General features: G+C 70.5%; 26 protein-coding genes and 1 pseudogene. 16 read left to right on the top strand and 11 right to left on the bottom strand.

Annotation, left to right across the window (positions count from 1 at the left end):
* From IE318_RS16280 to IE318_RS16260, 5 genes and pseudogenes are all read right to left on the bottom strand, one after another.
* Positions 1 to 152 (bottom strand): annotated as a pseudogene (locus IE318_RS16280) (FAD-dependent oxidoreductase); the annotation flags it as partial.
* Positions 142 to 369, bottom strand: coding sequence for a ferredoxin (locus IE318_RS16275; protein WP_189900947.1), 228 nt, complete (start codon positions 367 to 369; stop codon positions 142 to 144). The gene IE318_RS16275 and the pseudogene IE318_RS16280, both read right to left, overlap by 11 nt.
* 385 nt (positions 370 to 754) lie before the next feature.
* Positions 755 to 2836, bottom strand: a complete 2082-nt coding sequence (locus IE318_RS16270; protein WP_229903542.1) for a SpoIIE family protein phosphatase — start codon at positions 2834 to 2836, stop codon at positions 755 to 757.
* A 1573-nt stretch (positions 2837 to 4409) separates the two neighbouring features.
* Positions 4410 to 4742 (bottom strand): DUF952 domain-containing protein, encoded by a 333-nt coding sequence (locus IE318_RS16265; RefSeq protein ID WP_030165291.1) that lies wholly within the window; start codon positions 4740 to 4742, stop codon positions 4410 to 4412.
* A gap of 273 nt (positions 4743 to 5015) precedes the next feature.
* Complete coding sequence (locus tag IE318_RS16260) at positions 5016 to 5492, bottom strand: hypothetical protein (protein WP_189900943.1); 477 nt, start codon at positions 5490 to 5492, stop codon at positions 5016 to 5018.
* Between the two features lie 448 nt (positions 5493 to 5940).
* On the opposite strand from IE318_RS16260, the gene IE318_RS16255 reads away from it, so the two are divergent.
* The 6 genes from IE318_RS16255 to IE318_RS16230 all read left to right on the top strand — a co-directional run bounded on the left by IE318_RS16255 (position 5941) and on the right by IE318_RS16230 (position 12727).
* A complete protein-coding gene (locus tag IE318_RS16255; RefSeq protein WP_030165286.1) occupies positions 5941 to 6162 on the top strand; it encodes a hypothetical protein in 222 nt (73 codons plus the stop codon).
* Between the two features lie 925 nt (positions 6163 to 7087).
* Positions 7088 to 8518: a selenium-binding protein SBP56-related protein gene (locus IE318_RS16250; RefSeq protein ID WP_189900940.1), complete on the top strand. Its 1431-nt coding sequence runs from the start codon at positions 7088 to 7090 to the stop codon at positions 8516 to 8518.
* Between the two features lie 429 nt (positions 8519 to 8947).
* Positions 8948 to 9886, top strand: coding sequence for an ATP-binding cassette domain-containing protein (locus tag IE318_RS16245; protein ID WP_189900938.1), 939 nt, complete (start codon positions 8948 to 8950; stop codon positions 9884 to 9886).
* A complete protein-coding gene (locus IE318_RS16240; protein ID WP_189900935.1) occupies positions 9883 to 10734 on the top strand; it encodes an ABC-2 transporter permease in 852 nt (283 codons plus the stop codon). Before IE318_RS16245 ends, IE318_RS16240 begins: the two co-directional genes overlap by 4 nt.
* A gap of 35 nt (positions 10735 to 10769) precedes the next feature.
* Positions 10770 to 12062: a sensor histidine kinase gene (locus IE318_RS16235; protein WP_189900969.1), complete on the top strand. Its 1293-nt coding sequence runs from the start codon at positions 10770 to 10772 to the stop codon at positions 12060 to 12062.
* Entirely contained in the window at positions 12059 to 12727 is a 669-nt protein-coding gene (locus IE318_RS16230) for a response regulator (protein WP_189900933.1), read from the top strand. The genes IE318_RS16235 and IE318_RS16230 overlap by 4 nt, the downstream gene beginning before the upstream one ends.
* A gap of 87 nt (positions 12728 to 12814) precedes the next feature.
* Here the strand turns inward: IE318_RS16230 and IE318_RS16225 are convergent, their stop codons facing one another.
* Positions 12815 to 13483, bottom strand: a complete 669-nt coding sequence (locus IE318_RS16225; protein ID WP_189900931.1) for a response regulator transcription factor — start codon at positions 13481 to 13483, stop codon at positions 12815 to 12817.
* Positions 13480 to 14682, bottom strand: coding sequence for a sensor histidine kinase (locus tag IE318_RS16220; protein ID WP_189900929.1), 1203 nt, complete (start codon positions 14680 to 14682; stop codon positions 13480 to 13482). The genes IE318_RS16225 and IE318_RS16220 overlap by 4 nt, the downstream gene beginning before the upstream one ends.
* A 144-nt stretch (positions 14683 to 14826) precedes the next feature.
* On the opposite strand from IE318_RS16220, the gene IE318_RS16215 reads away from it, so the two are divergent.
* Genes IE318_RS16215 through IE318_RS16205 form a run of 3 tightly spaced genes read left to right on the top strand, consistent with a single transcriptional unit; the run spans position 14827 to position 18085 of the window.
* The gene (locus IE318_RS16215; protein WP_189900927.1) at positions 14827 to 15765 is read left to right on the top strand and encodes an ATP-binding cassette domain-containing protein; all 939 of its coding nucleotides are present in this window, start codon (positions 14827 to 14829) and stop codon (positions 15763 to 15765) included.
* A complete protein-coding gene (locus tag IE318_RS16210; RefSeq protein ID WP_189900925.1) occupies positions 15762 to 17288 on the top strand; it encodes a DUF1349 domain-containing protein in 1527 nt (508 codons plus the stop codon). The genes IE318_RS16215 and IE318_RS16210 overlap by 4 nt, the downstream gene beginning before the upstream one ends.
* 5 nt (positions 17289 to 17293) lie before the next feature.
* Positions 17294 to 18085, top strand: coding sequence for an ABC transporter permease (locus IE318_RS16205; protein ID WP_229903541.1), 792 nt, complete (start codon positions 17294 to 17296; stop codon positions 18083 to 18085).
* A gap of 54 nt (positions 18086 to 18139) precedes the next feature.
* Here IE318_RS16205 and IE318_RS16200 read toward each other — a convergent pair whose 3' ends face one another.
* Both IE318_RS16200 and arsM read right to left on the bottom strand, forming a co-directional pair.
* Positions 18140 to 18436, bottom strand: a complete 297-nt coding sequence (locus tag IE318_RS16200; protein ID WP_030165256.1) for a GYD domain-containing protein — start codon at positions 18434 to 18436, stop codon at positions 18140 to 18142.
* 210 nt (positions 18437 to 18646) lie between these two features.
* Complete coding sequence (arsM, locus tag IE318_RS16195) at positions 18647 to 19492, bottom strand: arsenite methyltransferase (protein WP_189900923.1); 846 nt, start codon at positions 19490 to 19492, stop codon at positions 18647 to 18649.
* Between the two features lie 105 nt (positions 19493 to 19597).
* Here arsM and IE318_RS16190 point away from each other — a divergent pair, with 105 nt between their 5' ends.
* The 5 genes from IE318_RS16190 (at position 19598) to IE318_RS44910 (ending at position 22548) form a co-directional block, all read left to right on the top strand.
* The gene (locus IE318_RS16190) at positions 19598 to 19972 is read left to right on the top strand and encodes an ArsR/SmtB family transcription factor (protein ID WP_189900921.1); all 375 of its coding nucleotides are present in this window, start codon (positions 19598 to 19600) and stop codon (positions 19970 to 19972) included.
* Positions 19969 to 20703 carry an aquaporin gene (locus IE318_RS16185; protein ID WP_189900919.1) on the top strand — a complete coding sequence of 245 codons (735 nt, stop codon included), beginning with the start codon at positions 19969 to 19971 and terminating at the stop codon, positions 20701 to 20703. Before IE318_RS16190 ends, IE318_RS16185 begins: the two co-directional genes overlap by 4 nt.
* Positions 20704 to 20734: 31 nt before the next feature.
* Complete coding sequence (locus IE318_RS16180) at positions 20735 to 21157, top strand: arsenate reductase ArsC (RefSeq protein WP_189900916.1); 423 nt, start codon at positions 20735 to 20737, stop codon at positions 21155 to 21157.
* Positions 21158 to 21341: 184 nt separating this feature from the next.
* The gene (locus tag IE318_RS16175; protein ID WP_189900914.1) at positions 21342 to 21767 is read left to right on the top strand and encodes a CBS domain-containing protein; all 426 of its coding nucleotides are present in this window, start codon (positions 21342 to 21344) and stop codon (positions 21765 to 21767) included.
* Positions 21768 to 22083: 316 nt separating this feature from the next.
* Complete coding sequence (locus tag IE318_RS44910; protein WP_229903540.1) at positions 22084 to 22548, top strand: hypothetical protein; 465 nt, start codon at positions 22084 to 22086, stop codon at positions 22546 to 22548.
* Between the two features lie 281 nt (positions 22549 to 22829).
* Here IE318_RS44910 and IE318_RS16165 read toward each other — a convergent pair whose 3' ends face one another.
* Entirely contained in the window at positions 22830 to 23282 is a 453-nt protein-coding gene (locus IE318_RS16165) for a DUF7144 family membrane protein (RefSeq protein WP_189900912.1), read from the bottom strand.
* A gap of 224 nt (positions 23283 to 23506) precedes the next feature.
* Positions 23507 to 24754 (bottom strand): MFS transporter, encoded by a 1248-nt coding sequence (locus tag IE318_RS16160; protein WP_189900910.1) that lies wholly within the window; start codon positions 24752 to 24754, stop codon positions 23507 to 23509.
* Between the two features lie 117 nt (positions 24755 to 24871).
* Between IE318_RS16160 and IE318_RS16155 the strand changes: the two genes are divergently transcribed.
* Positions 24872 to 25861, top strand: coding sequence for an ArsR/SmtB family transcription factor (locus tag IE318_RS16155; protein ID WP_189900908.1), 990 nt, complete (start codon positions 24872 to 24874; stop codon positions 25859 to 25861).
* A 9-nt stretch (positions 25862 to 25870) separates the two neighbouring features.
* Positions 25871 to 26383, top strand: coding sequence for a glutathione peroxidase (locus IE318_RS16150; protein ID WP_189900906.1), 513 nt, complete (start codon positions 25871 to 25873; stop codon positions 26381 to 26383).

Here is a 26383-nt window from a genome sequence, read left to right as displayed (position 1 = left end):
GGCTCGTACGGCTCATCGCCGATCATCGTCAGCGATCCGGTGAACCCCTGCTCGCGCAGCGTCTCCGCCGCACGCAGACCGGCCAGCGACGCACCGACCACGACAACGCGGCCCTGACGCCGCAGGACCTCGACGTCCGTGTCAGCCGACATGAGGCTGCACACCCTTGGTCGGCTCGTCGGAGTAGTCGACCAGGATGGCCTGGACCGGGCAGGCGGCAGCGGCCTTCTCCACCCGGTCCTTTTGTGCCTCGTCGAAGCGGGGCGAGAACAGCAGCGCTTCTTCCCCGTGGAGGGAGAAGACGTCCGGGGCGAGAAAGACGCACTGGGCGAATCCCTGGCACCGGTTGAGATCGACGACAAGCCTCATCAGGAACCCGCTCCCCGCGCGGGCCGCGGTCCCCGCAAGTTCCGCAGCCGTCTGCGCTCGGTCCATACGGTGGTCGGCATGCCTCTTTCAGGATGGGCCTCCGCGCAGGGCACTCGCAAGGCGAAGGCTGCCGGGCAGGCCGATGCATACCCGACCGGCCAGCCGCAGGGGAGACGAGGCCCTGTCGGCCGCTTGAACGCCGGACGGACGGGGCGCGACGCGGGCGGCCGTATGCGCCGGCTCCCCTCCGGCCGCCGCGACACCCATCGCATCTGGCAGGCTCCGGTCCCGATTGCCCGCCTCGCTGAGGTGGACGTTCTGTGGGACGGTGACGCGGGAACTCCCGGACAGGCGCCGAACGACGCCTGTCGTGACAAGCCGGCGGCTACGGGGGAGGGGCTGTGGTTGCGGGAGGGAGGGCCTGCTCGGCCCAGACGGTCTTGCCGTCGAGCGTGTAGCGGACGCCCCAGTTCTGTGCGAGTTGGGCGATGATGAACAAGCCGCGCCCGCCTTCGTCGATGGTCTTCGCGTGGCGCAGCCGTGGCGCGAGGGAATTGCTGTCATGGACTTCGCAGGTGAGGGTGCGGTCCTTGATGAGCTGCAACTGGACAGGCGGGGTGCCGTAACGGACGGCATTGGTGACCAGCTCGCTGACGATCATTTCGGTGGTGTAGGCGGTCCCCTCATCGACTCCCCAGAGAATGAGCTGGTGGCGGACGTGGGCACGCGCCGCAGCAACAGCTTGGGGATGGGCGTCGAGATACCACGCGGCGAGCCGGTCGGCGGGGAACGGGTGAGTGCGGGCGAGGAGGAGGACGACGTCGCTGTGGCGGGTGTCGGTCCGCAGCCGGTAGAGCACGTCATCGCACAGATCCTGCAGTGGCCGCTCAGGATGGGCCAGTACCCGTTGGAGGGTGCCCAGTGACGGTGAGGTGCGCAGCAATGACGCGGTGTAGAAGGCGAGGACGCTGCCGTCGGTGACAGAGACGGTGGTGGCTGCGAAGGGGGGTCCCTCGGCAGTGCCCAGAGGAGGTCCGGCCGGCAGGTCGGGCATCTCGGTGGTCCCGTCGGGATGGGCGATGACGGGTGGGGGATGGCCTGCCAGGGCGATGGTGCAGGTCTGGGCGAGCGGGTCGTGGACCGCGTACGAGCAGCTTCCGGTGAGGGGCATGGGGTCGCTGGACGGCAGGGCTGCGCGTTCCCCGGCGAGGCTTATGACGGTGTCGTTGAGGCGGGCGAGGAGCTCGTCGGGCTCCAGGTCAAGAGCGGCCAGGGAGCGGGCGGCGGTCCCTATCTGTCCCATGGTGGTGGCCGCATGGAGGCCTTGGCCGGCGACTTCGCCGACCACCAGTGCAGTGCGGGCGCCGGACAGGGCGAACGTGTCGAACCCACTGCCTCCCCCCACCTCGCCCGGCACGTGCAGGTGCGCGGTTTCCATGGTGGTCTGCGGGTCAGGGTGGGGCAGCAGCAGGTGACGCTGGACCGTCAGAGCGATGGTGTGTTCGCGGGTGTAGCGGCGGGCGTTGTCGATGCACAGCGCGGTGTGTGCGGCCACTGCGACGGCGAGGGTGACATCGCCCTTGTCGTACACGTCGGCCTGGTCGGTGCGGTACAGGCTCAGCAGTCCCAGCACGGTTCCACGCAGCGTCAACGGTGCCGTGATGAGGAGACGGGCACCGGATGCGCGGATCGCCTCGGCGCGTGGCGGGTCGGCTGCCAGCCAGGGCGTGTCGGGGCCCAGGGGGACGAGACGGGGCTTGAGGTCGGCCAGCGTCTGGGCGTAAGGCGTCGAGAACGGCAGGGCGCGCACGTCGCCCACCGGATGTGCCTCGATCTGCTCCTCGCCGCCGCTGTGACCGAAGGCGACGCGGCGCAGTGGCGCCTCCGGTCCCAGAGGGCTTGCCGGAGGTTCCTCGCCGCGCACCACGGCGTCCACCACTTCCACCACGGCGATGTCGGCGAGGTCCGGCACCACTGCCTGCACCAGTTCCTGGCAGGTGGCGACCACGTTGAGGGTCCGCCCCACGTGCTCGCGCACCGAGCCGAGGACACGTATGCGGGCGCCCACCTTTTCGCGTTCGGTGACATCGAGCATCTCCGTCAGCACTCCCCAGATCCTCCCCTGCGAGTCCTCCAGCCGAGATGCTGAGACGGAGAACAGGTACTCCGGCCCCGGCGCACCCTTCGGACGTACCGCCACGAGGCGTCCCTCTTCGTGGGCGCCGCTCTCCAGCACGCTGTGCAGCATCGCCTCCACCTCACCGGGTGCGGAGAGGTCATACACGTCGGTGACGTGTCGACCCACGATCTGTTCCGTAGGCGCCTGGTGCAGAGCCGGCCTGGTGAGATTGATCCGCAGGATGCGCAGCTCCGTGTCCAAGATCAGCAGGCCGGTGGGCGACCGGTGGAACAAAGCTTCCAGTACTGCAGCGCCCTCACCCGGCGAGACGGCTTCGTTTTGCGCCACCGCAACCCACCTCCACCATCCAGCCTGCACCTGGGCCCTGTACGCCGCTCCCCGTCTCGCGAGACGTCTCGGACGTGGCGCCGTCGTTGCGGCCCAGCCGGCGATCGTCGAACGCTCGGCGGCGCATTGCCACAGTGCAAGGGACTGGGCCTTACCGGGCTCGCGGGACATCCCAGCGGGAACGTGGTCAGGGGCCCTTCGTTTTCACCTCGCGGCATCTACGACGAGTCAAGCGGTTTCCAGGGACAACGGGCACCTCGACAGCTGCATCGATCGTGGAGGCAGCGCCGGTAGCGTGGCCCGTCGGGACCGAGCATGCCTGTGCGCTCGGACAAGGCCGGTCAAGACCGCCCGGGCTCTGCCTGGGTCGACGGCGGACGGGATGGGAGCCGGGGTGAGTGGTGGGATGGGAAGACTGGGCCGGTGACAGCCTAGGACGCGACGGGGGATGATCCGCTCATGCGCATACGACGGGAGGCTCGCTGGGTCTTGCGGGGGCTGTGGCTTGCGTGTCTGGTGTTCTCCATCTGGTTCTTCGCGGAGATGATCACGCTGTTCCTGCAGGCCGAGTCCTGGTGACGCGGCAAGATGTCGTGCCACTCCCGTGCCAGAACGGGCGGGGACTCACGGGGAATCGGGGGTCGCCATGTGCGTACCCCCCCACGCCACCCGGGGCAGGGAATCCACAGGTCACACAGGTGATCGCAGCAGACGCCTTCGCTTGGATGGACCAGCCCGCCGAGCGGAGCTGACCGTTAGGACTGGAACGGAGAACCGTCGCCCTGAGTGTCCAACTGCGTGACAACGCCGACGTACACACGCGAACAAGCGCGGACGCCTGCGGACCACCCGCCGAGGTGAGAGGCACCCCGGCCCGAGGCCGAGACCAAGCGCAAGTTGCTTCGGGACGAAGAGGTCTGATCGCCATCTGGTCCTTCAACGTCGCACAACCGTACGGACTTGCCCAGGGATCAAACCAGTAACCTCAGTTCATGGCCGACAACACACCGCACCGGCGTCGACTCGCGCCCACCGTGCTCATCGTCTGGCCGGCCCTGTCACTTGCCGGATGGGGTCTGGCCCGAGTCCTCGGAGGACCGGAGGACCTCGCCGACTCCGCCGTGAGGGTGGGCGCGCTCATCGGCGCCGTGGCGGTGGTCGAGAGGGTGCGCCAGTGGCGGAGACGCCATCGATCCAGTAGGCGCTCTGTGCAGCAAGAACCACAGCGACCCGCACCAGGTCCCTGACATCCAAGCCTGACATCGACGACACCAGACGCGGGCGCACGCGACCGTATTTATCCTGTCGCGAAGACGGCGAGTATCACCAAGCACACGGCTGCTGGATCGAACTCCTAAAGCGGGTGCCACAGGTTCGAATCCTGCCGGGGGCACCAGCCAAAGGGCCCCGAACCGATCATGGTCCGGGGCCATTGACATCTACCTCACCCAGAAGGCCCTCACCTGTTCAAGCACCCAGCACGCGTGTCACCGACGTCCCGGGACAGCACATCTAGGGCCTGCCCGTCGGTCATCACCCAACACCAAGCGGCGGCGCACCCCTCCCTGTCCGCTCATCCCCAGGGCTCGACGCTCACCACGGCCTCGACCGGCACTGCCCCGTACACGTGCGGGAACTCCTCGCCGTTCGGCGGCATGGCCTCGTACCTCAGCGGGACATCGAGCCGGGCCGGGTCCACGACCAGCACCACCAACTCGTCGGGGCCCTCATAGTCGCCGTAGAGGAAGGCCGCGATACGCGGGAGCTGGTCGCGGGTGGCGAAGTGGACGAACCCCTCCTGTTGGAGTGTGCGGCCGCGGGTGGACATCTCGTAGGTGCCGGACTCACGGGCCGTCTCCCACAGAGAGCGCTCGGTGATGTGCACGATGTGCTGAGGTTTCGGCATGCGGCCACGCTACGGACCCGGCCCTGCCATGCGCATCTGTAAATTGCGCCGGTCCGGCGCGCTGAGGGACCGAGTGACGGTCGACGCCGTCAACCAGGAAGGAGTGGGAGACGCAGAAGTGGCGTCCCCTCTCGCTTCCCGTCTCATTCACCGTCGTTCGGGGCCGACCGCGACGGTGCGCCTAGGTTGGTCAACTTCGTCGGTGGTCCGGCATGCACGCGGTGAACGGCCTCAGACATCCCACCGCAGCCCACCCACGGCTGACCTCGCTCATCAGTCCCATGCGTTGAAAATCACTCCGCCCAACGAGGCGATGCCGTAGAAGCGAATTTGGCGCCACTCGCCTTGCGTGAGCACCGAGGTGTCCAGGTCGGAAAGAGGCGTGGTGAGCCGCTGGGGATCAAGTACCACGAACCCAGCGTGCGTGAAGGTGTCGGCCCAGGGTGGCGGTGCGACGAACTCCTCGCTGTACCAGTCCCTGCGTTCCTGAGCGAACGCGATCCAGGGGTGATAAGCGTGGCAGAGGATGATGCGCTCGCCCGTGGCATCGACGACCGACGCGGTGTGGAACGTGCGAGGGTATGCCTGCGACTCAACCTGGCCCACCGTGCCTCCAGCGGCGCGAGCGGCTGCGTACAGAGCACCTCGGAAAGTCCGCAGGTCGGTTTCGGGAAGTGGACCTTCCTTCGGCCGGTAGAAGCCTGTCGCTCCCCGCGGCAGCCCGAAGCGCGTGTTCTCGTCGTCGACCATTTGGTCATATTGCCGCCTGCCGTTGACCGGCGTTCCCGTGCCTCTGTAAGGAACACAGGAGCAGCCGCAGGCTCGCCGGGCCGAAGGGGTGGGGAGCGTGCCCCTCCCGTGCCCGATCGAGCGGGAAATCACGGGGACACCGGGCGACCACGGTACGGGGACATGCAGACTGCGCCCGACCGATCCACCAGTTCAGGGGCCGTTGAGCAGGGCGGTGGGTGTGGGATTTGAACCCACGGTGGCTCGCGCCACGACGGTTTTCAAGATCAGGAAGCCGCATAGCCGGCCCGGGCCGGCCGTCGCGGTCGTCAGTGATTGGGGACCTACGGTCCAGTTTCGCCTCACCAGGTCTCCGAAACCCCAGGTCAGTGGCATGAAGCGGTTGTTCCCGTCCGAATCTGTGCCGACGGCCACAGCGAACGGGATGCACGTAGGCTCATACTGAGGCATGACAAAGCCTGCTGCGCCGAAGCGTCATCTGCCTACCAGCCCCTTCAAGGCTCCGGTCACACCGGCTCCCAAGCACTTCGCCGTGGGCGACCAAGTCACCCACGACATGTACGGCCTCGGCCGAGTCATCGGCATCGAGGACGGAATCGCGGCGCTCGTGGATTTCGGCTCGGCGCAAATGCGGATCTTGAGCCCGTACGCCAAGATGACCAGACTGTAGGACCGCTGTGCCCGGTCACGGCACACCAGGCCCCTTCAGGGACCTGTACCGAAAGAGAGTCCTCTCATCGATCTGACGTCGCTGTTTTCCGCCCCGGAAGGGCGGCCCCGCTGCTCCGCTGCAGCATCACCGCCTCCGACGACCAACCCCTTCCAGGCCCCTGACTTCGGGGAAGACGAGGCCGTGCCACTCGACGCACAGGAGTCCTCCTCGGGCCTACGCGCGGCGCGGCCCAAGGAGGCTTAGGTCCACGAGCGAGGGCGGCTCCGGCAACTGGCCGCGGGCCGTCTCCCGTGCGGCGGTGAAGACTGCGGCGGTGAAGACTGCGGCCGTCTCAGTTTCCGTCTCGTTCAGCCCCGTTCACCATCGTTCGGACGAGGCCGTATGCCAGGTCCTTCCCATAGCCGGGCCACCCATGAGCGCAGGCGAACGGCCCTGTACGCGCCCCGACCAGGCACCAACAGACTTGGAAAAGGCCTTGCGGGGCCCAGAGCTGCCAAACCGTGAACTGGTCAAGGCGCTGATGGACGAGGTAGCGCCCGCGCCCCGTCGTTCGATCACCGGACGCAGCGGAGCCAGTCCCACCATTCCATTGACCTGGCGAACAGGTGGACGGTCTTCCAGGGCCTCATTCGGGGCGAAGAGCTCGCCGTACCACTGCCGGGGGCACAGCGCATCACCGCTCCGACCCGGATATCGCTCGACGAGACAGGTGATCAGCGACCAGAAGACCGTGCGTGCTCAGGCAGTCACGCTGTCGAGCTGCCGCCTTGGCAGAGCTCCCGAGCCGTGAAACGCTCGATATGCGGCATATCTGCTTCCCGCACCCGTTCCTCCCCCGCACGCCGATCTCGAACGAGTGAGCCGGGCCTCCTGTCCCGAGTCCGTCCGGAACCATGCTCCCGTTCAGGAGTGAGGAAGAGCCATGAGGACGACCGAGCACGTGCACGACCGCGACGACCACAATGATCCCACCTTGTACCGCACTCCTGCGGATGCCGTCGCCGCGCCTCCGGAGACGCTCGCCTATGTCGTCGGATTCGACCCGACCGCACAGCGCGCGGACGCCTTGTTCACCGTTGACACCGACCCGGCGTCACCCGCATACGGCCGCGTGGTCTCGCACGCCGAGCTACCCGACCTGGGCAACGAACTGCACCACTTCGGCTGGAACGCCTGCTCGAGCGCGCTGGCGCACGCCGGCCATCACCACGCCTCGCGTCGCTACCTCATCGTCCCGGGACTGCGCTCGTCCCGGCTGCACGTCTTCGACACCGCCCCCGATCCCTCCCGCCCCCACCTGGTCAAAGTGATCGAGCCCGGGGAACTGGCCGCGAAGGCCGGATACTCGCGCCCGCACACACTGCACTGTGGTCCCGACGGAGTCTTCCTGTCCGGCCTGGGCGGCGCGGACGGTGCGGACGGGCCCGGCGGCGTCGCGCTCCTGGACCACGAAAGCTTCGAAGTCCTGCGCGCCTGGGAGAGCGACCGCGGGCCGCAGCGGTTCGCCTACGACGTCTGGTGGCATCTGCGCCAGAACATCGCCATGACCAGCGAGTGGGGGTCCCCCTCGATGATCGAGGACGGCCTCGTCCCCGAGCTGCTGTTGGGTCGCCGGTACGGCCACTGTCTGCACTTCTGGGAGCTCGACTCGGGCCGGCACCTGCAGCGTGTCGATCTGGGGGACGAGAACCAGATGGTGCTGGAACTGCGCCCCTCGCACGACCCCGAGGCGACGTGGGGGTTCACCAACACCGTGGTCAACGTGGAGGACCTGTCGGCATCGGTGTGGCTGTGGGACCGGGAGGGCGAGGACTTCGCGGTCCGCAAGGTGATCACCATCCCGGCCGAGCCCGCGCAGACGGAGGACCTGCCCCCAGCGCTGCGGCCGTTCGGCGCCGTGCCCCCGTTGATCACCGACATCGACCTGTCCGTGGACGACCACTGGCTGTACGTATCCGCGTGGGGAACCGGCGACCTGCTCCAGTACGACGTGAGCGACCCGCTCCATCCCAGGCAGACCGCGGCCGTGCGTCTCGGCGGCATCGTCGGTCCGCAGCCGCACCCCGCCGAGCCGGACGTTCCGCTGACGGGCGGAGCACAGATGGTCGAGCTCAGCCGCGACGGGCGGCGCGTGTACCTGACCAATTCCCTGTACGCCTCCTGGGACGACCAGTTCTATCCCGCGGGCATCGACCCTTGGATGGTCAAACTCGACGCCGACACCTCGCACGGAGGACTCTCCGTCGACAGCCGCTTCTTCCCGCGCGGCGCGGACTTCCTCGGCCTGCGCGTGCACCAGACGCGCCTGCAAGGCGGTGACGCCTCCTCGGATTCGTACTGCTACCGCCGCTGACCGAGCCGGTTCGCCCCGGCAACCGCCGTGGCCCTGGTGCCCCTGGCCACTGCGGTGGGCGCCTTGCCGGCGCGCCGGGGCTCGGAGCGGTCGGCACTCCTCCTGGCCGCTGTGTCAGGGATTTCGCTGATCACCGCAGGCCTCGATCTGGTCGACGCATGCCGGACAGCAGCGGGTGGCGCTCGCTCGGCTCATCGTCAAGGGGCCTGCCCTCGTGCTCGCCGACGAGCCGCCCGGCGCCCGGCGCCCGCCTCGGCCGCGCAACCTCACGACCGCTTCCCGCGCACAGCGCCGGGTCGTAGTACCCCGGTACCACCCGCCCCGTGGACTTCAGGCCCCGGTACCACCGGATCGGGCAGGTCACGGACTTAGCGTGACGGAGGAGGCGTCAGGCGCTTCGGGCGCCGGAGTCCGAAAGAGAGAACGCGAATGATCGAGGCACAGCAGCTCACCAAGAGGTACGGGGAGAAGACGGCCGTCGACGGTCTCGACTTCACCGTGAAGCCGGGTACGGTGACCGGATTTCTCGGCCCCAACGGCGCGGGCAAGTCCACGACGATGCGCATGATCGTCGGGCTCGACGCGCCGACGAGTGGGTCCGTCACGGTGAACGGACAGCATTACGCCCGACACCGGGCACCGCTCCAGGAGGTCGGGGCGCTGCTGGAGGCGAAGTCGATCCACCCGGGCCGCTCGGCCCACAACCACCTCCGGGCGCTCGCGCTGACCCACGGCATTCCGCGCCGCCGGGTCGACGAGGTCGTGGAACTCGCCGGTCTCGGCAGCGTCGCGAAGAAGCGGGCCGGCGCGTTCTCCCTCGGCATGGGCCAGCGGCTCGGCATCGCGGCGGCCCTGCTCGGCGACCCGCAGACGGTGATGCTGGACGAGCCGGTCAACGGACTGGACCCCGAGGGCGTCCTCTGGATCCGCAATCTGCTCACCTCCCTCGCGGCCGAGGGGCGCACCGTGTTCGTCTCCTCGCATCTGATGAGCGAGGTGGCGCTGGTCGCGGACCACCTGATCGTCGTGGGTCGGGGCCGGCTGCTGGCCGACACGACCGTGCGGGACCTGGTTCGCGAGGCGGGCGGCGACACCGTGAAGGTGGCCACGGACGACCCCGCGCGGCTGCGGGACGTGCTGGCCGGGCCGGGCGTGGAGGTCACCGGCCGCGTCGGATCCGAGGAGCTGCAGGTCACCGGGGTGTCCGCCCGGGAGATAGGGCTGAAGGCGGCCGAGCACGGGATCCCGCTGTTCGAGCTGACCACGAAGGCGGTGTCGCTGGAGGAGGCATTCATGGAACTGACCAGGGACGCCGTGGAGTACCACGGCTCCACGACCGGCACCGAGACCTCCAGGAGCGCGGCATGAGCACCCTGACGGCAACCCCCGACACCTCCGAGGCCGCCCTGGCCGCCCCGTCCCGGCCCGTCTACCGGGTGACCGGACGGCGCGTGCTGTCCTCGGAGTGGGCCAAACTCTGGTCCCTGCGCTCCACCTGGATCACCCTCGGCCTGGGCTTGCTGTTCCTCGTCGCCTTCGGCGTCATCGCCGCGAGCCACTACAAGTCCAACCTCGACTCCGGCCGGCACATGGACGGCGACTTCGCCTCCGCGACGGCGGTGAGCCTGTCCCTCTTCGGCACGAACTTCGCCCAGCTGGCCCTCGGTGTGCTCGGCGTGCTGGTCACGGCGGGCGAGTACTCCACCGGCATGATCCGTTCGACCCTGGCCGCGGTGCCGCGCCGACTGCCCGTGCTCTGGTCCAAGGCGGCGGTGTACGGACTGGTCGCGCTGGTGATCGCGACCGTCGGCGCGTTCGTCGCCTTCCTCGTCGGCAGCCGGATCGTCTCCGGCACGCCCGCCGCCATGGGCCTCGGCCATGCCGGCGTCGTCCGCAGTCTCCTGGGCGCCGGGCTCTACCTGGGCCTGGTCGGCGTGATCGGCGCCGCCCTGGGCGCGCTGCTGCGGTCCGTGGCCGGCGGCATCTCGGTCCTGGTCGCCGCCCTCATGCTCGTACCCGGGCTGATCTCCCTGCTGCCCAGCTCGTGGCAGGGCGACATCAGTCCTTACCTCCCCAGCCACGCGGGCGAGTCGATCTTCGCGCTGACCCATGACTCGACCACCCTGTCGCCGGGCGCCGGACTCCTGGTCTTCCTCGCCTGGACAGTCCTGGCGCTGGCCGGAGCGGCGTACCGGCTGCTGCGCAGCGACGTCTGAGCGGCAGCCACCCGCATCATGGTCCGGTGACCACCATGACCATCGAAGACCTCAGCGGGATGGGACCGCTGGTCGCCCGGCTCGGCCGGGCCGGCCAGCGGTTCCGGCATGCCGACCGGGCCCGTCCGTGGGTGCTGGACACCGCGGTGGTGGCCCTGGTCCTCCTGCTGTTCTGCCTGCCGGACCTGCTGCACGCGGTCGGCTCGATCGACGGGGACCACGAAGGCCCGCGCCGCTTCCGTCTGGTGTTCACCCGGTTGCCCGTGGCGGGCATGCTGGCGCTGCAGGCCGGGCTGGTGCTGCCGCTGCTGTGGCGGCGGCGGGCGCCCGCCGCCGCCTTCGGCGCCGTCACGGCCGTGTTCGTCCTCCAGTGGTCCCTCGGCGCCGCACTCCGTGCGGACGTCGCCCTCTTCGTCGCCCTGTACAGCCTGGCCCTGCACGGGCGGCTACGACAGCTCCCCTGGGCCTGCGCGGTCAGCGCGGGTGCGCTGGGCCTGGTCGCGGCGCGGGTGTCGGCGGCGGTGTCGGTCTGGGACGCGCTGTTCTTCCTGCTCAGCACGGCGACCGCGGCACTCGCGCTCGGCCTGGTGATCCGCATCAGGCGGGCGCAGCTGGCCGGGCTGCGCGACCGTGCTGCGCGGCTGGAGATCGAACGCGACCAGCGGGACCGACTCGCCGTCGCCGCGGAACGGGCACGAGTGGCCCGGGAGATGCACGACATCGTCGGCCACAACCTGTCCGTCATCATCACCCTCGCCGACGCGGGAGCCTATGCAGCCGGCGCCGCACCGGAACGCGGCAAAGAGGCCCTGCACCTCATCGGGGACGCCGGCCGTCAGGCCCTGGGCGAACTGCGCCGGGTGCTCGGCGTACTGCGCGAGGCGGACGGTCCGCCGGCCGAGCCAGCGCTGAGCCCGCAGCCCGGCCTCACCGACATCGACGCGCTGTGCGAGGCAGTGCGCGCCGCCGGCCTGGAGGTCGTCTACCGTACGGCCGGAGACATCGACGCCCTCGACAGCGGGGTGCAGCTCACGGTCTACCGCATCGTGCAGGAAGCACTGACGAACAGCCTGAAACACGCCGGCGCCGGCGCGCGTGCGAACCTGGCGGTCGTCGTGGAGGACACGCGGCTGACCATCACCGTCCAGGACTCCGGCCCGCCCGACCCGGCCGGCCGTCCCCGCACGGCGAACGAGGAAGGACACGGCCTGGTGGGCATGCGAGAACGAGCGGCGCTCTACGGAGGGCGCGTCAGTGCGAGCCCCGCGGGTGCCGGCTGGACGGTACGGGTCGACCTCGACCTCACTCCCCAGGACGGTGCCCGGTGACCACCGTGCTCGTCGTGGACGACCAGCCGCTCCAGCGGTACGGCTTCCGCATGCTCCTGGACTCCGTGCCCGAGACGGAGGTCGTCGGCGAGGCCGCCCACGGAGCCGAAGCCGTGCGCAAGGCCGCCGAACTGCGCCCCGACGTCGTCCTCATGGACGTACGCATGCCCGGCATGGACGGCATCGAGGCCACCCGCCGGATCGTCGCCGCCGGCGACCGCTCCCGCGTCCTCGTCCTGACCACCTTCGACATCGACGAGTACGTGTACGCGGCCCTGCGCGCCGGGGCCAGCGGCTTCCTGCTCAAGGACGTCCGCCCCGAGGAACTCCTCGCAGGCATCCGCGCGGTGGCCGCCGGAGACGCCGTGATCGCCCCCGCGCTCACCCGCCGCCTCCTCCAGGAGTTCGCCCGCCTCGTCCCACCCGCCGGCGACGGCTCCGCCCAGGACCCGCGCCTTGCCTCCCTCACCGAGCGCGAACGCGAAATCCTCGTCGCCATCGGCAAGGGCTGGAGCAACAGCGAGATCGCCGGCCATTTCGTCCTCGCCGAATCCACGGTGAAGACCCACGTCGGCCGCGTCCTGTCCAAGATCGGTGCCCGCGACCGCATCCAGGCGGTGATCTTCGCCTACGACCACGGCCTGGCCCGGCCTCATGCGGGCTGAGCCCGCGGCACCGGCGCCCCCTGGTCATGCGGCCTGCGGCCAGAGCGCTCGCCCCGGCCAGGGCGAGGCTGACCACCCTCGATTCGATCACCCTTCCTGGTCGGCGATCCGGTAGCCGATCGTGGGCGTCGTGGTGATCACCGGTGGGCTGCCGAGCTTGCGTCGCAGGCGGCCGACGGTCACTGTGACCGTGTTCGTGAACGGGTCGGCGTTCTCGTCCCACACCTGTTCCAGCAGCGTCTCCGCGCTGAGAGGGGCCGGGCTGGCCCGCAGGAGGGCCGCCAGGACCTCGAACTCCTTGACCGAGAGGTCGAGGTGGTGTCCGTCGCGGGTGGCCGTGCGGTGCACGGGGTCGAGTTCGATGCCCGCGGCGCGGAGCGTCCGGGCGCGGGCGTACGGACGGCGACGGGTCAGGGCCCGCAGACGGAGCACGAGTTCGGGGAAGTGAAAAGGCTTGACCAGGTAGTCGTCGGCGCCCAGGCTCAGGCCGCCGACGCGGTCGGCCGGCGCGTCCGCGGCGGTCAGCATCAGCACCATGGGGCGGTCGTCCCGGTCCGTGACCATCCGGCAGAGGGTGTCGCCGTGGATGCCCGGCAGGTCCCGGTCCAGGACGACTGCCTCGTACGCGTTGGTGTCCAGCTTGGCCGCGGCCTCCAGGCCGTCGTAGGCGACATCCACCGCCATGCCCTGGTCCCGCAGGCCCTCGACCAGGACGTCGGCGAGCGACCTGGCGTCTTCCACCACGAGCACCCTCATGCCACGGTCTCCGCCTCGGACGCTCCGAAGAGGGTGACCGTGGCCCGCAGGCCGCCCTCGGCACGGGCCCGCAGGTCGAGGGTGCCACCGTGTGCGTCGGCGACCGCCGCGACGATGGCCAGGCCGAGGCCCGACCCCGCGCCGATGCCACCGCCGGTCCGCTCGGCGCCGAGCCGACGGAACGGACGTACCAGATAGGCCATTTGATCCTGTGTCAGCACGGGACCTGTGTTCTCCACCACCAGCCTCACGTCCGCGCCATCGGCACTGGTGGTGACGCGGATCCAGCCGCCGGGCCGATTGTGCACGATCGCGTTGTCGAGGAGGTTCTCCACCATCCTGCGCAACAGAGTCCGGCTGCCCCGCGCCCACACGCCCGATCCCTCACGTGCACAGCCGGCATCCACGACGAGTCCCTTCGCGGAGGCCAGGGAGGCACGCTCGGCGAGCGCGGCAGTGGCGAGCACATCGAGCGGGACGGCCTCCACGTCCGGCAGCTGCACTCCGTGCTGCGCACGGGCCAGTGCCAGGAGGCCGTCCAGCAGCCGGTCGACCTGGTCCAGCTCGGTCCTGACGCGGCGCGCGAGGGCACGCGTCTGCTCGGGGACCGGGCCCGGTTTGGCGAGGGCGACGTCCATCGAGGCCCGCATGGTGGCCAGGGGGGTGCGCAGTTCGTGCGAGGCGTCGGCGACGAAGCGGCGCTGCGCGGCGAACGCCTGCTCAAGGCGCTCCAGCAGCGCGTCGATCGTTTCGCCGAGGTCCCTGAGTTCGTCGTGCGGACCCGGGACGGCGAGTCGTTCGTGCAGGCTGTCCGCGGAGATGCGACGAGTCGCCACGGTCATCGCGCGAAGCGGCCGCAGTACGCGTCCGGCGGCATACCAGCCCATCGCGACCGACAGCAGCCCCATCACCACCAACCCCACCCCCGAACCGAGCAGCAGCTGGTCCACCTGCCGGCTGTGGGCCTGGGCGAGCTGGTGCTCCAGACTGGCGATCCTCGCCTGAGCGGCGGACGAGAGCGCGCCGGGCCGGTTGTCCGGCGCCGGGGCCGCCCGGTAGGTACCGCCGGCCACCAGCCCGACCACCGCCAGCATCGCGATGGCCGAGGCAAGGAAAAGTCCGGCGTACAAGGTCGTGAAACGCCAACGAACGCTGCGGCGGTGCACCGACCGTACGGAAGACCCCAGTTCCGCTGCCATCGGTCCCCCTTCTCCCTCACTGCCCGCTCAGGCTAGGCGAGCCGGCCTAACAGCGGCATGACAGCCGCCGTTCCGCCCGCGTCAGGGCCTGGGGCGCACCGTGATGGCCGCCAGTACGGACGAGCGAGGGGCGGAGCAGCGAGGATGACGGACGACCCCAGGATCGAGGTTAAGGGCCTGCGCAAACGCTTCGGGGCGACGCAGGCGCTCGATGGCATGACCTTCACCGTCCGGCCGGGACGAGTGACCGGATTCGTGGGCCCGAACGGTGCCGGCAAGTCCACCACCATGCGGGTGGTGCTGGGCCTGGACGCTCCCGACCAGGGGCGCGCGCTGGTCGGCGGACGACCGTATCGGACTCTCGACAGCCCACTGCGCCACCTGGGCTCGCTGCTGGACGCAGGCGCCCTGCAACCCAGCCGTACCGCCCGCAACCACCTGCTGTGGCTGGCCCACTCGCAGGGCCTCCCGGCCGGCCGAGCGGACCGGGTGCTCGAACAGGTCGGGCTGGCCGAGGCGGCGCGGCGCCGGGCGGGCGGCTTCTCGCTGGGCATGCGGCAGCGGCTCGGCATCGCGGCGGCGCTCCTCGGGGATCCGCCCGCGCTGATGCTGGACGAACCGTTCAACGGGCTGGACCCCGAAGGGATCCTGTGGATCCGTGGCCTGCTGTCGTCACTGGCGGCGCAGGGCCGGACGGTGCTGGTGTCCAGTCATCTGATGAGCGAGCTGCAGGATGTCGCGGATCACCTCGTCGTCGTCGGACGCGGCCGTGTCGTCGCCGACACGGGCGTGCCGGAGTTGCTCGCGACGCTCTCCGCGAACCGCGTCACGCTGCGCACGTCCGCACCCGGCGCGGCGACGGAGGCACTGGTCCGCGCCGGCGCGGTCGTCCACGCCCAGGGGGCGGACACGCTCGGCGTCAGCGGGCTGACGGGCGAGGCCATCGTGACCGCGCTGAATGCGGACGGCGTGCCGTTCGCGGAACTGGCCACGCACCGCGCGTCCCTGGAGGAGGCGTATCTGGAGCTCACCCGGGACGCCGTGCAGTACCACGGCACCGGCGTCGAGGAGAGTGCGCGATGAGGGGGCTTCGGGTACTGCGCGCGGAGTGGACCAAGTTCCGCACCGTACGGGGCTGGGTCCTCGGCGCGTTCGGCGCAACCCTGGCGTCCGTGCTGTTCCTGCTGGTCGGAACGGCGTCGACGAACCAGTCGTCGAACCGGCACACGCAGGACGCCGTCGCGTTGCCGGTCGGCCCCGGCGGCGAGGCGGTCAACGACAGCTTCTTCTTCCTGCACGAGGCCCTGACCGGCGACGGCAGCATCACCGTCTCCGTGACCGCGCTGACCGGCGTACTGGCCCGGGAACCGGGGCGGACCTCGCCCGGGACCACTCCGTGGGCCAAGACCGGAATCCTCGTCAAGCAGAGCCTCGACCAGGGCTCCCAGTACGCCGCGATGATGGTCACCGGCGCGCACGGCGTGCGGATGCAGGACAACTTCACCCACGACCGGGCCGGCCTGCCCGGCCGCCCTTCCGCCACCTCGCCACACTGGCTGCGCCTGGTCCGCGCCGGGTCGACGGTCACCGGCTACGACTCTGCGGACGGCGCGCACTGGACCGAGCGAGGCAGCACACGCCTGGCCGGACTGCCCGCCACCGTGCAGGTGGGCCTCTTCACCGCCTCCCCGGCGGCCGTGCAGACGAGCGGCTCCCGAGGGGGTACGAGCCCTGCCGTGGCCACCGGAACCTTCGGCCAGGTAGCACTCGGTGGTTCCTGGGCCCGTGGCAGCCGACCGGACCGCTGGCGGGGTGTGCAGGTCGGCGGCGACGCCGGCACGTCCGGCAGCTACGCGGAGAACACCTCAGGCGCCTACGCGCGGACCCGCAGCGGCTTCTCCGTCACGGGTGCCGGGGACATCGCCCCCGTGGTCGGCGGCCCCTCGCTCGGCCCCGCCTACACGATCGAGAACTTCCTGGTCGGCACGTTCGCCGCACTGATCGTCCTGACGGTCGTGGCCGTGCAGTTCGTCACCGCCGAATACCGCCGCGGCCTGATCGGCACCACCCTCGCCGCGGCACCAGGACGCGGGCGGCTGCTGGCCGCAAAAGCCGCGGTCGTCGTGACGGTCGCCTTCACGGTCGGCGTGGTCGCCGCCGCCATCAGCATCCCGCTCGGACGGCAACGTGCGCACGCCACCCACTTCTTGGTGTTCACCGTGCCACGCGCGGTGGAACTGCGCGCGGTGCTCGGCACCGGGCTCCTGCTGGCCGCCACCGCCGCTTGCTCGCTGGCGCTCGGCGCGGTGCTGCGGCGCAGCGCGACGGCGATCACCGTCGTCGTCGTGACGACCGTGCTGCCCTATCTGCTCGCGGTCAGCGGCGTCCTGCCGGCCTCTGTGGCGCAGTGGCTGCTTCGCCTCACCCCGGCGGCGGGCTTCGCCGTCCAGCAGACGCTGCCGCGCTACGCCCACGTACTGACCGTCTACACGCCGTCCTCCGGCTACTTTCCGCTCTCGCCCTGGGGCGGCTACGCCGTCCTGGGCGGCTGGACCGTGCTCGCTCTGGTGGCCGCGACCCTGCTGCTGCGCCGGAGGGACGTATGAGACGTATGAGCGCCACCTGCCTGCGCCGTGCGGTCCACGCCGAGTGGACCAAGCTGCGAACCGACACAGGTCACGCATGGCTGCTGCTGGGCCTCGTCGCCGTCACGGCGTCCGTGGGCGGGGCGGTGGCGGCGACCGCCCGGTGCCCCGCGAGCGGGTGCGGCCAGGATCCCGTCAGACTGACCCTCACGGGCGTGTCACTGGGTCAGACGATCGCCGCGATCGTGGCCGTGCTGGTCGTCGGCCACGAGTACGGCACCGGTCTGATCCACACCACGCTCGCGGCGGTGCCGCGGCGCACCACCGTGCTGGCCGCCAAGGCCGCCGTGGTGAGCGGTACGGTCTTCGCCGCGGGGACCGTCGCAGTCCTGGCGTCCGTACTCGCCGGACGCGGCCTGCTGCCGGGCAACGGCTTCACACCGGCCCACGGCTACGCCGCCCTCTCCCTCACGGACGGGCCGACCCTGCGGGCAGTCTCGGGCTCGGTGATCTACCTGGTCCTGGTCGCTCTGCTCGCCCTCGGCATCGCCGCGGCGGTTCGGGACGCGGCGGTGGCGATGGGCGTCGTGCTGGGGTTGCTGTACCTCTTCCCCCTCCTCAGCCACGTGATCACCGACCCGGACCTGCGGCGGCACCTCGCGCAGGTCGGGCCGATGCCCGCGGGACTGGCCGTCCAGACCACGACGGACCTGCGCCATCTCCCCATCGGACCGTGGGCGGGCCTCGGCGTCCTGGCCCTGTGGGCGGCAGGCACACTACTGATCGGCGGCACGGTGCTCCGGTTCCGTGATGCCTGAAGGGCGCGCGGCCTCGGAACACACTGCACTCATCGAGTCATCGAGTGGACGTAGTCAGCCGGCGGCTTTGCCGACGATGCGGTCCATCTCTTCTCGGCCGAAGGCCCGAAGAGTCGTGGTGCGGACATTGCCCACCCCGCCGATCTGCAGAAACGCCGCGGTGGCCGTTTCGTCGTCGGGCGCCTCGACGACGGCCACGAGGTCGTACGGACCGACGGTCCAGTAGATGTTCAGGAGCTTCGCCCCTAGCTTCTCCACCGCTGCGCCGAAGGCCTCGGCACGTTTCGCGGTGTCCTTGTAGTTTCGGATCCCTTGATCGGTCCAGTTCAGCAACGAGACGTACGTCTGCATGTTCCATCACCTTCACGAGGAGACGCATCGCAGGGTCAAGCCTGTGCATCAGGGCCGGAGCCCGCATGAGGTACCCACCCGAACGAGTGATACGAGCGACCACAGGCGGTTGTCGAATTCTGCCGGGGACACAGGGAAACACAAGGTCAGGAGCCGTTCCGTCCGGTGGACGGGAGGGCTGCTGCGCCGGCAGCGCACACGCGGGTGAGCTCAGTCGGGGTCGGTCGAGGATTCGTCCGGGGTGCAGCAGGCGTTGACTCCGCAACAGGTGTCGGCCGGCCCGGCGGCCTTGGAGGAGGTGCCGACCGTCCTCGGCTTGGTGGCACGGACGATCGCCGAGTGCATTCCGTCCGCGACCGAATGGGTCGGGATGATCTCGATGTCCGTGAAACCGGCCGCTTCCAGGCCCGTGCGGTACTCGGCGAAGGAGAGGGCGCCGGCGATGCAGCCGACGTGGTCGCCGCGCTCGGCTCGCTGCTCGGGTGTGAGGGTGTCGTCGGCGACGACGTCGGAGACACCGATACGACCGCCCGGCTTGAGGACGCGGAAGGTCTCGTCGAAGACGGCGGACTTGTCGACGGACAGGTTGATCACGCAGTTGGAGATCACCACGTCGATGGTGTTCGCGGGCAGCGGGATGGACTCGATGGTGCCCTTCAGGAACTCGACGTTCGTCGCGCCCGCCTTCTCGGCATTGGCCAGGGCCAGGGCCAGCATCTCGTCGGTCATGTCCACCCCGTACGCCTTGCCGGTGGGGCCGACGCGGCGGGCCGAGAGCAGGACGTCGATGCCGCCGCCCGACCCCAGGTCGAGGACGCGCTCGCCCTCACGCAGTTCGGCGACGGCGGTCGGGTTGCCGCAGCCGAGTGAGGCGGCAACCGCCTCGGCGGGCAGGGCGTCGCGCTCGTCGGCGGCGTACAGCGTCGAACCGAAGTTCTCGTCGACCTCGACCTGCTGCGGCCCGCAACAGGCGGCGCCGCCCTCGGTCACCTTCACGGCTGCGGCGGCGTAGCGCCGGCGGACGGTCTCGCGCAGGTCAGTGAACTGCTCGCTCATGACTCACTCCCAGGTGACGGGGCATGGCGGTGCCCCGGAAGGGCCTGTATTGACGTTCGTTGATGCAACCTTGCGCCTTGAATCGAAAAACGTCAACATAGAGGCATGTCGAAGCAAGAGCTTGAGGTCATCGGGCAGGACGCCGCCTGCTGCGCGGGTCTGTCCGCCGCACCTCTGGGCGAGGACCGGGCGGCCGAACTGGCGAAGGTTTTCAAGGCCTTGGGCGACCCGGTCCGGCTGAGGCTGATGTCGATGATCGCCTCGCGTGGTGAGGGCGGCGAGGTCTGTGTGTGCGAGCTGACGCCGGCCTTCGAGCTGTCCCAGCCGACGATCTCCCACCACCTCAAGCTCCTCCGGCAGGCCGGGCTCATCGACTGCGAGCGGCGCGGAACGTGGGTGTACTACTGGGTGCTGCCGGGCGTCCTGGACCGACTCGCCGCCTTCCTGACCGGGCCGCAGACCGCGGGAGCCGGCGCGTGACCGCGCCCCTGGGCCGGCGCCTCGCCGCCGAGGCCGTCGGAACCGGGCTGCTGGTGGCCGTGGTGGTCGGCTCCAGCATCCAGGCCACCGAGCTGTCGCGCGACGTGGGCGTGCAGTTGCTCGCCGACTCCGTCGCCACCGTCTTCGGCCTGGGCGTGCTGATCACCGTGCTCGGGCCGGTCTCCGGCGCGCACTTCAACCCGGCCGTCACCCTGGCCGCCTGGTTCGCCGGCCGCCACAAGTCCGACGGCCTCACCCTGCGGGACGTGGCCGCGTACGTGCCCGCACAGATCGCCGGGGCAATCGGCGGGGCGATCCTGGCCGACGCGATGTTCGCCAAGCCGCTGGTCGAGTGGTCCACGCACGACCGGTCCGCCTCTCACCTGTGGCTCGGTGAGGTGGTCGCCACGGCCGGGCTGATCCTGCTGATCTTCGGCCTCGACCGCATCGGCAGTGCCTCCTTCGCACCGGTGGCCGTGGCCTCGTACATCGGGGCCGCCTACTGGTTCACCTCCTCCACCTCCTTCGCGAACCCGGCGGTGACCATCGGCCGTGCCTTCACCGACACCTTCGCCGGCATCGCCCCTGCCTCGGTCGCCCCGTTCATCGCTGCCCAACTGGCCGGAGCCGCGCTCGGGCTGGGTGCCGTCATCGCGGTGTACGGCCGGCCCGCTCCCGCCACGGACAAGGCCGTCGTCCCACACGGCGAGCCCGAACTCGCCTCGTCCTGACCCCTTCCCGCTCTCCCGAAAGGCGCCTGCCATGAGCACCGCCGCCCCGCGCCCCTCGGTCCTGTTCGTCTGTGTTCACAACGCCGGCCGTTCCCAGATGGGCGCCGCGTTCCTCACCCGCCTCGGCGGTGACCAGGTCGAGGTCCGCTCGGCCGGCTCCGCCCCCGCCGACGCGGTCAACCCCACCGTCGTCAAGGCCATGGCCGAGGTGGGCATCGACATGTCCGCCGAGACCCCCAAGGTCCTCACCACCGAGGCGGTGCGGTCCTCGGACGTGGTGATCACGATGGGCTGTGGGGACGCCTGCCCCGTCTTCCCCGGCAAGCGGTACCTGGACTGGCAGCTGGACGATCCCGCCGGGCAGGGTCTCGACGCCGTCCGGCCGATCCGGGACGCCATCGAACAGCGCGTACGAGCCCTGGTCACCGAGCTCGGGATCTCCGCGGCGGCATGACCACCACGCCCGTCGGCATGAACGCTCGGGCCCGGGTCGCGTTCCGTCAGCCCTGTGGACGGCACACGTATGGCGTGCGCGCGGAGGCGAGGAGCCGAGGGTCACCCGATTGCTGCCCATCGGTCGCCGTGGGGGGCGCGGCTGCGGAGGATGAAGCCGACCCAGCCGTCAGGAGGAACGCTTCATGACCACGGCAGCCGACATCATGCACCACGGAGCACGGTGGATCCCTGCCACCGAGACGTTGGACAGGGCCGCACAGCTCATGCGGGAGCTCGGGGTGGGCGCTCTGCCCGTGAGCGACCCGAGGGACCCCGGCGAGCGCATGTGCGGCATCATCACCGACCGCGACATCGTGGTCCGCTGTATCGCCGCGGGGCACGACCCCTCCCGCGTCACCGCCGGTGACCTGTGCCAGGGCACCCCGCGCTGGATCAGCACCGACGCGACCGTCGAGGACGTGCTCCGGGAGATGGAGAGCCACCAGATCCGCCGACTCCCGGTCATCGACGACAACAAGCGCCTGGTCGGCATGATCAGCGAGCACGACCTGGCCCTGCAGCTGAGCGACGACCAACTCGCCCAGTTCGTGGAACGCGTCTACGCCTGACCGGCGTCAGCCCCGCGCAAGCGGCGGCCTGAGGCGGCCTGGGCCGTTCTCCGATCGCTCCGCCACCCGAACCAACCGACGGCCTAGCGGCCCGTGGCTATCTCCGGTGAGACCACGGGCCGCTTGCCGTCTGCGACCGTCGACGCCAGAAGCCGTGCCTGTCGGCCCATTCCCCTGGCAAACGTTTCTGCAGGTCAGCGCGCTTATCACTTGATCACCTGTGATGGTGAATCGGCCCGGAGCCCGGCAACCGGGTGCCTCCTGCCGCAGTTGTCCCCGGTGCTCATCACTCATGGGGACCAGCAGGGGGATCACCTTGATCACACCGCGCGTCACGCGTTTCGTCACCACCCTCGCCACCGCAGGAAGCCTTGTTCTGACCGCTTCGACGAGCGCACATGCCACCGCGATCGGATCGACTCCGGTACGTACCTTCGAGTACAGCGTGGGCGGCGTGACGATGAAGGTGCCGACGGGATGCATGTTCACCCACGTCATCCGCGGCAGCGGGAGGAAGATCACGTACCAGAACGCCGGCGTCGACTGCGCCTTCGTCGGGGCGCTCAGCAGCGGCTTCTGCAACTGGCGCATCGACTTCGGCTATGCCGACACCGACAACCGCACGTACCGAACCTCCCGCGGCAGGACGCACAGCGAGTGCAAGATCGACCCGATGCGGAACAACTCTCCACAGACGTTGCCTCGTTATGGAAAGGCGTGTGCGCACCTCTACGTCAACGGGGTGCGCCGGGTGAGTCAGTGCCATCACATCACGAAGTGAGTCGGTCATGATCGAGCAGCGGCAACAGCAGTCGGACCGTGCGCGGGAAGCGCGGCAACGGCGGGCCGGGGTGGGGTGGTTCGTCGGTGGGGTGGTTACGGCGTTGTGCTTCTTCGCGTTCTTTCCGGGAATGCCGCATGTCGTCGACTGGGGTGCCGTTCTTGCCTCGCTCGGGGTGGGGGTGCTCGCTCGGTGGGGGTGTCACTCGTGGATGTCGAGGGGCGGGGGAAAGGACGACGAACGGGTCCGCGGCGGTTGACGGCGGCTTGTCCTGCTCGGTGTCACAAGGCCGCTGAGCGTGGGGAGCGGTGGGCGGTCAGGGCCCAGATGACCCAGGTGTCCAGGGCGATGGAGATGATGGCCCACAGGGGGAGGTGGGGGAGCCAGAGGAAGTTGGCGACCAGGCTGAGGGCGGCCATGAACACGCCCAGGACGCGGGCCCACAGTGCGTCCGTGAGGAGGCCGAGGCCGGTGATGACGGCGATCAGGCCGATGATCACGAGGACCCAGCCCCATCCGGTCAGGTTGAACCGGTAGACGTAGTTGTTGATGTGGGCGTAGATGTCGTCGGACGCGATGGCCGAGATGCCCTTGAGGATGTTCAGCAGGCCGTCCACCAGGAGTACGACCCCGGCGAACACCGTGCCGCCGGCCACCCACGGGCTGGTCGCGCCCTTCGCGCCGGCGTGGGCGTCAGGGGGAAGGTGTTGCGGCGTTGTCGGCTGCTGCGTCATGGCGTCGTCCTCCCTGGGGTCGGATGCGTCCACCGTGTGCGCGGGGAAGCCCCGTCACCAGCGGGAGGCGGCCGGACGGGTGAACTCCGGCGGCTGTGTCAGGGCCGCTTCCGTGCCAGGGTCATGGATTTCACGCGGCCTACGCCGAGTCGGCGGGTCGGCGCAGGGTCCGGCCGTGGTCGGCCGTGGTCGGCCGTGGTCGGCCGTGACGACGAGGCAGGTCCCTACGGCACCTGCGGGGCCGGCCGCGGTGCCGTGGCCTTCGTCCGGCGTGCGGCCGCGGCCAGTGACAGGGTCACCCCGGTCGACGCCAGCGCCATCACCATCATCGCCACCGCGGGCGAGGTGACCTGGGCCACCGAGCCCGCGAGCGAGGCGCTCACGCCCTGGAGGGTGAGCATGCCCGCGGAGTGCAACCCGAGCGCGTGGCCGCTCAGTTCACCGGGGGTCAGCGTCATCAGCCGCTCCTGCTGGACGAGGCTCGCGCCGAAGCCGGCGGAGGCGAGTGCCACCAGGCAGGCCGCCACCGGCACGGGCGGGTGCAGGACGAAGAGCAGATACGGCCCGGCGAGCAGCAACAGCAGAGGCGTGGCCGCCCGGCGGCGTACGGGGGGCGGCAGCAGGCGGCCCACCGTCAGGTCGCCGGCCAGCATCCCCAGGGCCGCGCAGGCGAACAGCGTGCCGGCCGAGCTCGGGGCGTACGACACGTACAGCGACTCGCAGCCGACGACCAGGCCGTTGGGAAGCCACAGGCCCAGATAGGTCAGCCGGCGCGGGCGGTCGGACCACAGGCGGGCATTCGCGCGCCAGGTCGCCGAGACGGACGGGCGGCCGGCGGAGCGGGGCGGGCGGCGGCTCAGGCCCAGGCGGACGACCGCCGCCGCCACCGCGAACAGCACCGCCGCGAGCAGCAGCGAGAAGCGCGGTGACAGCACCGCCACCAGTACGCCGCCCGTCGCGTACCCGGTGATCTGCATGATCCCGCTCATCATGTTGAACACCGAACGACCGAGCAGATAGCCGTCGTCGCCACCACCACCCCCACCCCCAGCCCCACTCCTACCCCCGTCGCCGTCGCCGCTGGAAAGGATCTCGTTCAGCAACCCCCACCGCACCCCTCCGCCCAGGGACGCGACCAGCCCCTGGACCAGGACGACGGCGAAGACCGCCCACACCGGCAGGCCGGGCAGCGCCAGCACCGCCGTACCGGCCGCGAAGGCCAGCGCAATGCCAGCCAGCGCCCGGCGCGGCGGCAGCCGGTCCGCACCCGAGAGGAAGAGGGTCGCGCCCAGCACCTGGGCGATCGAGGGGCCGAACATGCTCACCGCGGACAGCAGCGGCGAGTCCGTGGCCCGGTACACCAGCGTGCCGAGCGCCAGTCCGCTCACCGTCTGGGCCACGGTCTGGGCGGCGGCGGACAGGAAGAGCGGCGTGAACTCCGGGGTGCGGAACAGGTCCTGGTAGCTGCGCATGCGCCGGAGTCTCCGACCGGCGCGGCACCGGTCGTTATTGTTTCGCGCACACGCGAAAGGCGCGTTGTCGCTTCGCGTACCCGCGAAAGGTACGCAACCCGTCCGGAGGGAGGACTCGTGGGCTGGTGGCAGGTGAACGCCGACACGCTCGCCGGGAGCCGGTTCGTGCTCTCGCCGTTCGCCGAGACCTTCGCGAGCCTGAAGCTGCTGCACGTGGGCGTGGGAAGGCATCCGGGCGAGCATGCCTGGCTGCGCGCCCACCTGCCCGCCTACCGGCAGCGCCTCGCGGCCGATCCCGTCACCGCGCTGCTCGCCCGGGCCGGCATCGGCCGGGCCTGGATCGCCGACTTCCTCACGCCCACGCCACGGGACGAGGAGAGCTTCGAGGACGGTGTCGCCCGGGTGCGCGTGGCCGATCCGGCCGAGGCCCGCGCGAATCTGCGGGTCTCGCTCGCCGGGCCGCTGCCGGCCGCGCTGGAGCGGGACGACCTGCCCGAGCGCGCGGCCCGGCTCCTGGAGTACGTCTGGACGGATGCCGTACGGCCCTACTGGGACCGGCGGCGGCGCGTCCTGGAGGCCGATGTCGTCGCACGGACCGCGCAGGTGAGCCGGGGCGGCTGGGCGGCCGTCCTGGACGCGCTGCGGCCGGAGACGCGCTGGCTGGGCGAGAACCGGCTCCAGGTCAACGCGCAGGAGTATCCGCCGCGCGAGATCTCCGGCGCCCAGCTCGTCTTCGTACCCGTCACGCCGCAGACCGGCTGGGTGTCGTGGGAGGAGTCCGAGCACCGGTACGCCGTCGTCTACGGGTGCTCGGGCGCCCTCGCCGACAGCGAGGTCCGGCGGGCCGCCGTCCCGGCGGGCCTCGGCGCGCTGCTGGGCCGCGCCCGCGCCCAGGTGCTGGTCCTGCTCGACACCCCGCTGAGCACCACCCAGCTGACCGCCGTGACCGGCCAGGGCCTGGGTTCGGTGGGCCGCCACCTGAAGGTCCTGCTGGACGCGGGGCTGGTGGAACGGAGCAGGGCCGGCCGCTCGGTGCTGTACTCCCGGACGGGGCCGGGCCAGGTTCTCGTCGAGGCGGCCCGCCGGCCGGACCTCTGCCGGGGTTAGCATCCGCCCATGACGACTGCAGACAGCAACGGCGCCTCTCCCCTCGACGCGGAGATCGGCGCCCTCCAGGGCGGCCCCGCGAACCTCGCGCAGTACGCGGGCCGGGCCGTCCTCATCGTGAACGTCGCCTCCCGGTGCGGGCTGACCCCGCAGTACGCCGCCCTCGAACACCTGCACGAGAAGTACGCGGCTCGGGGCTTCACCGTGCTCGGGGTGCCGTGCAACCAGTTCATGGGGCAGGAGCCGGGCAGCGCCGAGGAGATCGCCGAGTTCTGCTCGGCGACGTACGGCGTCACCTTCCCGATGACCGAGAAGGTCGAGGTCAACGGGGACGGCCGGCACCCGCTCTACGACCGCCTGACCGGCTTCGCCGACGCCGACGGGCACAGCGGCGACATCCGCTGGAACTTCGAGAAGTTCCTGCTCGGGCGGGACGGCCGGGTCGTCGCCCGCTTCTCTCCGCAGACCGACCCGGAGGCGACCGAGATCGTCACGGCCGTCGAGGCCCAGCTGGCGGGCTGA

Source organism: Streptomyces spiralis, assembly GCF_014654675.1.
GTDB lineage: Bacteria > Actinomycetota > Actinomycetes > Streptomycetales > Streptomycetaceae > Streptomyces > Streptomyces spiralis.
Note: the sequence above shows the minus strand (reverse complement) of the source record. Positions and strands in the feature narration are given on the sequence as shown.